A 5933-nucleotide genomic window follows, 5' to 3' on the forward strand; every position below is an offset into this window, starting at 1 on the left:
TCTCCTGCTGACCCCGAAAACCCAACAGGAAAATTAAAATTTACTGGGGTAGTTTACAACGAAATGAGTGGAGCTTTTTCTGACCCAGAACAAAGGTTAGAAAGTATTGCCAACCAGAGTCTATTTCCTGATAATATTTATGGTCTCGAATCAGGAGGCGACCCCAAAAATATTCCTGAACTCACTTATGAAGATTTCCGTGACTTCCATGCTAACTATTATCATCCTAGTAATGCTCACTTCGTTTTCTACGGCAATATTTCCACTCCCGAATATCTCAACTTTTTAGCTCAAAAATTAGAAGCTTTTGAAAGACGGGAACCCAATATCAATATTAATCCCCAATCTAGATGGAGTGAACCTCAGTTCAAAGAAGAATCTTATCCTGTTAGTGCAGCAGATGAAACAAAAGAGAAAACTTACATAATGCTCAAATGGTTGGTGGGAGATAGCACTAACTCTGAAGAATGGGTAGCTTTAGATATTCTCAGTCGTATTTTATTGGGAAATGAAGCAGCACCATTGAAAAAAGCGATCGTTGAATCCCAAATTGGTCAAGACTTACTGAGTTCTGGGGTAGATCATGTTGGTAAAGAAACTACTTTCCATGTGGGTATTCAAGGTAGCGAACCAGACCGGGGAGAAGCATTTACTCAGTTAGTCATAAATACCCTAGAAACAATTGCTGAAGGGGAAATTGAACCTAGTATTGTTGAAGCAGCATTTCAACAGGCAACCTATCAAAACCAAGAAATTGCTCGGATGTACCCTTTGCGGATGTTGTTCCGGGTGATGCAAACTTGGATTTATGGTAACGACCCATTGACACTTTTACATATTGGCGATCGCCTCGCCGAATGTAAACAACGTTATGCTGAAAACCCTAACTATTTCAACGACTTAATTCGGGAAAAGTTACTCAACAACCCCCACCGTTTGACATTGGTATTAAAACCAGACCAAGAATGGCAATCTAATTATGACCAAGCAGTAGTAGCACAAGTAGAAGAGGTACGTTCTCAACTAACCCCAGAACAATTAGAGCGCATTGCTACTGAAGCAGAGGAATTAGAACTGGAGTCAGGAACTCCCAATGCTCCCGAAGAAGTAGCTAAACTGCCCCAACTCCAAGTAAGCGACTTACCCGAAAAACCAGAACATATTCCCACTGATGTCGAAGAACTTGATGGTGGGGTAACACTACTACGGAATCATGTGTTGGCAAATGGAGTAAATTATTTACAACTAGATTTCAGTTTGCGGGGGTTGCCTGAAGATTTGTGGTTGTATGTATCTATTTATATAGATGCACTGCGCAAATTAGGTGCAGGGGAAATGAACTACGAACAGGTTGCTCGCGGTATTGCTTCCTCTACTGGCGGAATTAATTTTCAATGTCAGTTACGAACTTATGCTCAAGACGCTTATCGCCCTGTATATGGACTTCGCGTTACCCTGAAAACCCTGGATGAACAAATTGAACCAGCATTAGAGTTGTTGCGCAACATGATTTTTGCAGTTAACCCTCGCGATACAGCTCGACTACGGGAGGTGATGACTCAATCTCTAGCTCAATGTAGTTCCGATTTAATTTACAATGGTATCTACACAGCTATGTTACGAGCTAGTGCTGGAATGACCAAAGAAGGGAGTATTAGTGAGATTGTTAATGGTTTGCCTCAACTAGAGTTGCTGAATAAAGTATGCGATCGCTTTGATGAGCATGGAGCAAATTTGATGACCCAAATTGAAACCCTCCGTGATTTTATTGCGAATCAACCATTGACGGCTAGTTTTACAGGTTCCGATAGTGCTTATGAAGTGGTACAGAAAACTCTCTCGGAGTGGGGTATCCAACAACAGCAACAAGAAGGAGACATTTTTGGTAGTCGCTTTGAACCAATTTACAATGTACGGGAAGGTTTAGCAGGTCCAGTACAGGTGGCTTATTGCGTTCAGACTATGCCAGCACCTCACTTCAGTCACGAAAGGTCGCCACTTTTAAGGTTGGGCGCTCATTTATTAGGTTTGGGTTATCTATTCAGTGAAATTCGTCTGAAGGGTAATGCTTACGGTGCAGGATGTAGTTACAGCAGTTTAGGAAAAACTGTTTCTCTATATTCTTATCGCGACCCCCATGTGAGTCGTACTCTTGATGTATTTGCTGGTTTGATAGATTATCTCAAGGATGTAGATTGGACTCAGACTGATGTTGACCGGGCAATTATTGCTACAACTCAGGATGACTCTCCAGTGTTGCGTCCAGAGACAGCGACAAGTTTAGCTTTGGAACGTTATCTGACAGCGAAAACTGCTGAAGTTAGGGAGGAACGTTATGAGCGATCGCTGAAAGCTACAGTAGCGGATGTGAAGCAAACTTTGTTGGATGTGTTTACTGCGGGGATGGAACGTAATAATATTTGCGTGATGTCATCTCGCGAGAAATTAGAAGAGGGGAATAGCGATCGGCAGGCAGATCCATTGAACATTTCTGATATTATGTAATCAGGAATATCAAACAAGAAACCGGGTTTATAATACAAATCCGGTTTCTATGCTTTAGATTTTATAGCAGTTTTCATTAACATAGAGTACAGAGATTTGGGCTTAAAAGCACAAGAGAAGGCACAGAGAGGGCAGAAGTTTTGTAGTCTACCTTTGTGAAAATGCCATAATCTCAGCAAGATGTGGGAAAAAGCTTATCGTGATGTGGTTGAGAAGGGTAAATTTAAACTCCAGTTATTCTGCTCAAAAATAAACTCACTGTAATCAGCTAAGTCATCAAGTCCTACTAAATTTAGCCAAATCTCTAAACTTAACCAGACTGTTATTCTGACCAATAAAGTTTTCCATCTAACTAGCATCAGAGTATCCTCCTCAAATCTCATCTGTCTGAATAACTGAAGTCCTCAGTGGGAGCGGTGAACTCCCACACTTGGATAATACAACCTAAAAATCGTTAATCTTTAATCCGATCAATCAGCAAAACATACCACGTATTTTGACCCACAATGCCATCAACTGCTAAAGACATATCTTTTTGGAATTGCTTGACAGCTTTTTCAGTGTTTGAACCAAAAATACCGTCTACAACTAGATTGCCATAACCGATTTCATTCAGGGTAATTTGCAGACTTTCAACATCATTACCCCTGCTATTCCGACTGAGAGTAGGAGGCAGTAAAGCTTTCCAAGTTTGAGAACCAACAACACCATCCACTGTTAAATTTCGGTCTTTTTGGAACTCCTTAACTGCAGTGTCAGTGCGGGAACCAAAGATGCCATCTTCCACTAAAGAACCATAGCCAGCGTTATTCAGAAGCCGTTGGACTAAAGTCACATCAGAACCGATGCTTCCATTGCGTAAAATCGGTAAAGAAAAAGAACTTGAAACAGTCATTGTTGATTCTCCTGTATTGAGATAAGTGAGTATGAGAAATTAGATGGGTTTAATGAGGCACAAACCGCTTTCATTTAGGGCAAGACCTATTTAGAAGTCTGTTTCCGTGGGGTATACCGTACATGGTAGTGTAATAGATGAAACTCACTCAGACCAAAGATTCGGCTCCAAATCTGTGTTTATAATTAGGCAGAATTTGATTCATCATCATTTTGCCATCGCAGTTTCATCCTAAATATCACTAGATATTTACCACTACCAGTGTTTTGGTTTTAATAAGTGTATTTGAAGATAGCATCACCTAACGCTTTCCATGTTTCAGGACCCACCACTCCATCTACTGTGATGTCAGGTGATGGAAAAGGAAAAATAGCGTTATAATTTGCTTGAAATTCAGTTACTATTTGTTGGCATTGATTATCGTACTGAGCATCAAATATCACATTAGTTGTAATAAGAGATGGTCTACCTTGTTGCAAACCAAACCAATAGATTGAGGATAGTAACTGTTCAAGAAAGCGAACAGCATCTCCGCTATCACCCTCTTTTAAAAGAGGTAAAGTTGATACAGTCATTGTTGATATAGCCATTTGAGAAAACTCCTTATTGCTTCATTACAAACAATAGTAACCAAGGTTTATTTGCAGTAACGAAAAATGACACTTAATTTCCAGTTGAATTTTAAATAAGACTTTCTCAGGAAATTTTCCATCACAACTGTGAATTCCCAATTCACTTCAAAACAAAAATCCAACTTTTATAGCCAAATTATTCACATCCCACATTCCGCACTTCAAAATGTAGCATAAAACTCACATTCCGCACTTCATTTTGTAACATTAAATGATCGAAAATTTTTTGTTTGTAGTAGGGCTTTAGCCCTACTACTAGCTTTAACTAGCTATCAGCTTGAGCGCATTTAGCTGGAGCGCTCTTCAATTGGAGGGTAACGGTCCCCCACAAGAGGAGCGAAAAAATTAGTGGTGCGCTTTGCGTGGGGGGGAAAGAATCCCCCATTATACACCTTGAATAAGCTGACTGTTGTTAGCGTTAGCGAAGCTCCTCTGTAAGAGGCAGCTCCTCTGAAAGAGGCTAGCTGAGTGCTGACTGCTACTTTAATTTTTACCAGTATAGGAATTGCTATAAAGCTAGGGAAAAAATTAACCTTAACTTTTAACTTTTGGCTTTTAACTTTTAACTTTTGACTTCACTTAGACCTGACATTAGAAGGAGGAATTTGCTCAATATTAATCAAAGACTTAATCACCGACTTAACAACAGGAGCAGCAACCCTTCCCCCACTACCCCTAACAGGTTCATCAATAACTGCCAAAACTACATAACGAGGAGACTCCACAGGCAAAATACCCACAAAACTTGTAACTTTAGCACTCTTAGAATAACCTCCAGTTTCAGAAGCTTTTTGCGCCGTACCAGTTTTGCCAGCAATTCGATATCCACGAAGTCTAGCTTTTTTACCAGTACCACCCTCAACCACCTTTTCCATCATTGCCAAAACTTTTGTGGTAGTGTCAGAAGAAAAAACCTGTTTAGGTTGTGGCAAAGGTAACTGCCAATATGGTTGCCCCTTACTATCAAATAATCCACGCACAACATGGGGTGTCACCAGTTTCCCCCCATTTGCTAAAGCTGCATTCAGTTGTGCTAGTTTCAGAGGTGTCAGAGAAAACCCCTGACCAAAAGCAGTAGTCGCTGCTTCCACCGACACCATTAAGAACTGATTTCTACCCTTCAAAATGCTAGCTGCTTCAAAAGGTAAGTCTGTGCCAGTAATATCTTCTAATCCTAGACGTTTGAGACCATCATAAAAAACAGCTCGTGGCATTTGTTCAATAATTTTAACCATACCGATATTACTAGAATGTTTAATAATCTCAGTTACACTCCGGGCACCACCGCCACCACCAGAATTAAATATAGACCAAGTGCCAATTACCATTTTACCTGTGTCATAAAATACACTATCTTCTTCAATAGCTCCTACCTCTAAAGCTAAGGCCACATTTATTGGTTTAAAGGTTGAACCTGGTTCATAAACATCTGTTACGGCCCAATTTTTGAACAATGTCACGTCATAGTTATAGTATTGATTAGGGTCATAAGAAGGTTCTGATACCAGAGATAATATAGAACCATCAGCAGCGTCCATTACTATGACAGTGCCTCGCTTGGCCTCATATTCTTCTACCTGTTTTTTAAGTATTGCTCGTACCGATCGTTGCAAGCGAGAGTCAATAGTTAGATGTAGGGAAAGGTCATCTAACTGTAAAAAACCTGTGGTTAATTTATCAGGTACCAGAGCGCCTTTGATTAAGCGCCGAAATTGGATTGTTTCTATAGAGCGTTCTAAGAGATTTTGTTGACTATATTCAATTCCCGCTTGACCTTTGCTTTCTCCATCTACATATCCTACTACTTCAGCTACTAATTCTTTCTGAGGATAGAGGCGTTGTGGGTGTTGAATTAATTCTAAGCCATCAACAAATAAAATTAATGATTTATTTGTTGATGG

The 5933-nt window shown here is 40.0% G+C and carries 5 protein-coding genes; 1 reads left to right on the top strand and 4 read right to left on the bottom strand.

All coding sequences use genetic code 11. From position 1 onward, the window contains the following. Window positions 1-2505: insulinase family protein (locus F6K22_RS28715; protein ID WP_293105928.1), on the top strand; the 2505-nt coding region annotated here is incomplete at its 5' end. A gap of 194 nt (window positions 2506-2699) precedes the next feature. On the opposite strand, the gene F6K22_RS28720 is transcribed toward F6K22_RS28715, so the two are convergent. The 4 genes from F6K22_RS28720 to F6K22_RS28735 form a co-directional block, all read right to left on the bottom strand. Continuing rightward, window positions 2700-2864: a hypothetical protein gene (locus F6K22_RS28720; RefSeq protein ID WP_293105930.1), complete on the bottom strand. Its 165-nt coding sequence runs from the start codon at window positions 2862-2864 to the stop codon at window positions 2700-2702. 95 nt (window positions 2865-2959) lie between these two features. Next, a complete protein-coding gene (locus tag F6K22_RS28725) occupies window positions 2960-3400 on the bottom strand; it encodes a peptidoglycan-binding domain-containing protein (RefSeq protein ID WP_293105932.1) in 441 nt (146 codons plus the stop codon). Between the two features lie 272 nt (window positions 3401-3672). Continuing rightward, complete coding sequence (locus tag F6K22_RS28730; protein ID WP_293105935.1) at window positions 3673-3990, bottom strand: peptidoglycan-binding domain-containing protein; 318 nt, start codon at window positions 3988-3990, stop codon at window positions 3673-3675. A gap of 617 nt (window positions 3991-4607) precedes the next feature. Beyond that, on the bottom strand, window positions 4608-5933 hold a 1326-nt coding region (locus tag F6K22_RS28735), incomplete at its 5' end, for a peptidoglycan D,D-transpeptidase FtsI family protein (protein ID WP_293105938.1).

The organism is Okeania sp. SIO2F4 (assembly GCF_010672385.1).
In the GTDB taxonomy this organism is placed as follows: domain Bacteria; phylum Cyanobacteriota; class Cyanobacteriia; order Cyanobacteriales; family Microcoleaceae; genus Trichodesmium.

Excerpts from the sequence above, each read along its gene's own strand:
- F6K22_RS28730 (WP_293105935.1), bottom strand. The coding sequence starts at position 3,990 with ATGGCTATATCAACAATGACTGTATCAACTTTACCTCTTTTAAAAGAG.
- F6K22_RS28720 (WP_293105930.1), bottom strand. The coding sequence starts at position 2,864 with ATGCTAGTTAGATGGAAAACTTTATTGGTCAGAATAACAGTCTGGTTA.
- F6K22_RS28725 (WP_293105932.1), bottom strand. The coding sequence starts at position 3,400 with ATGACTGTTTCAAGTTCTTTTTCTTTACCGATTTTACGCAATGGAAGC.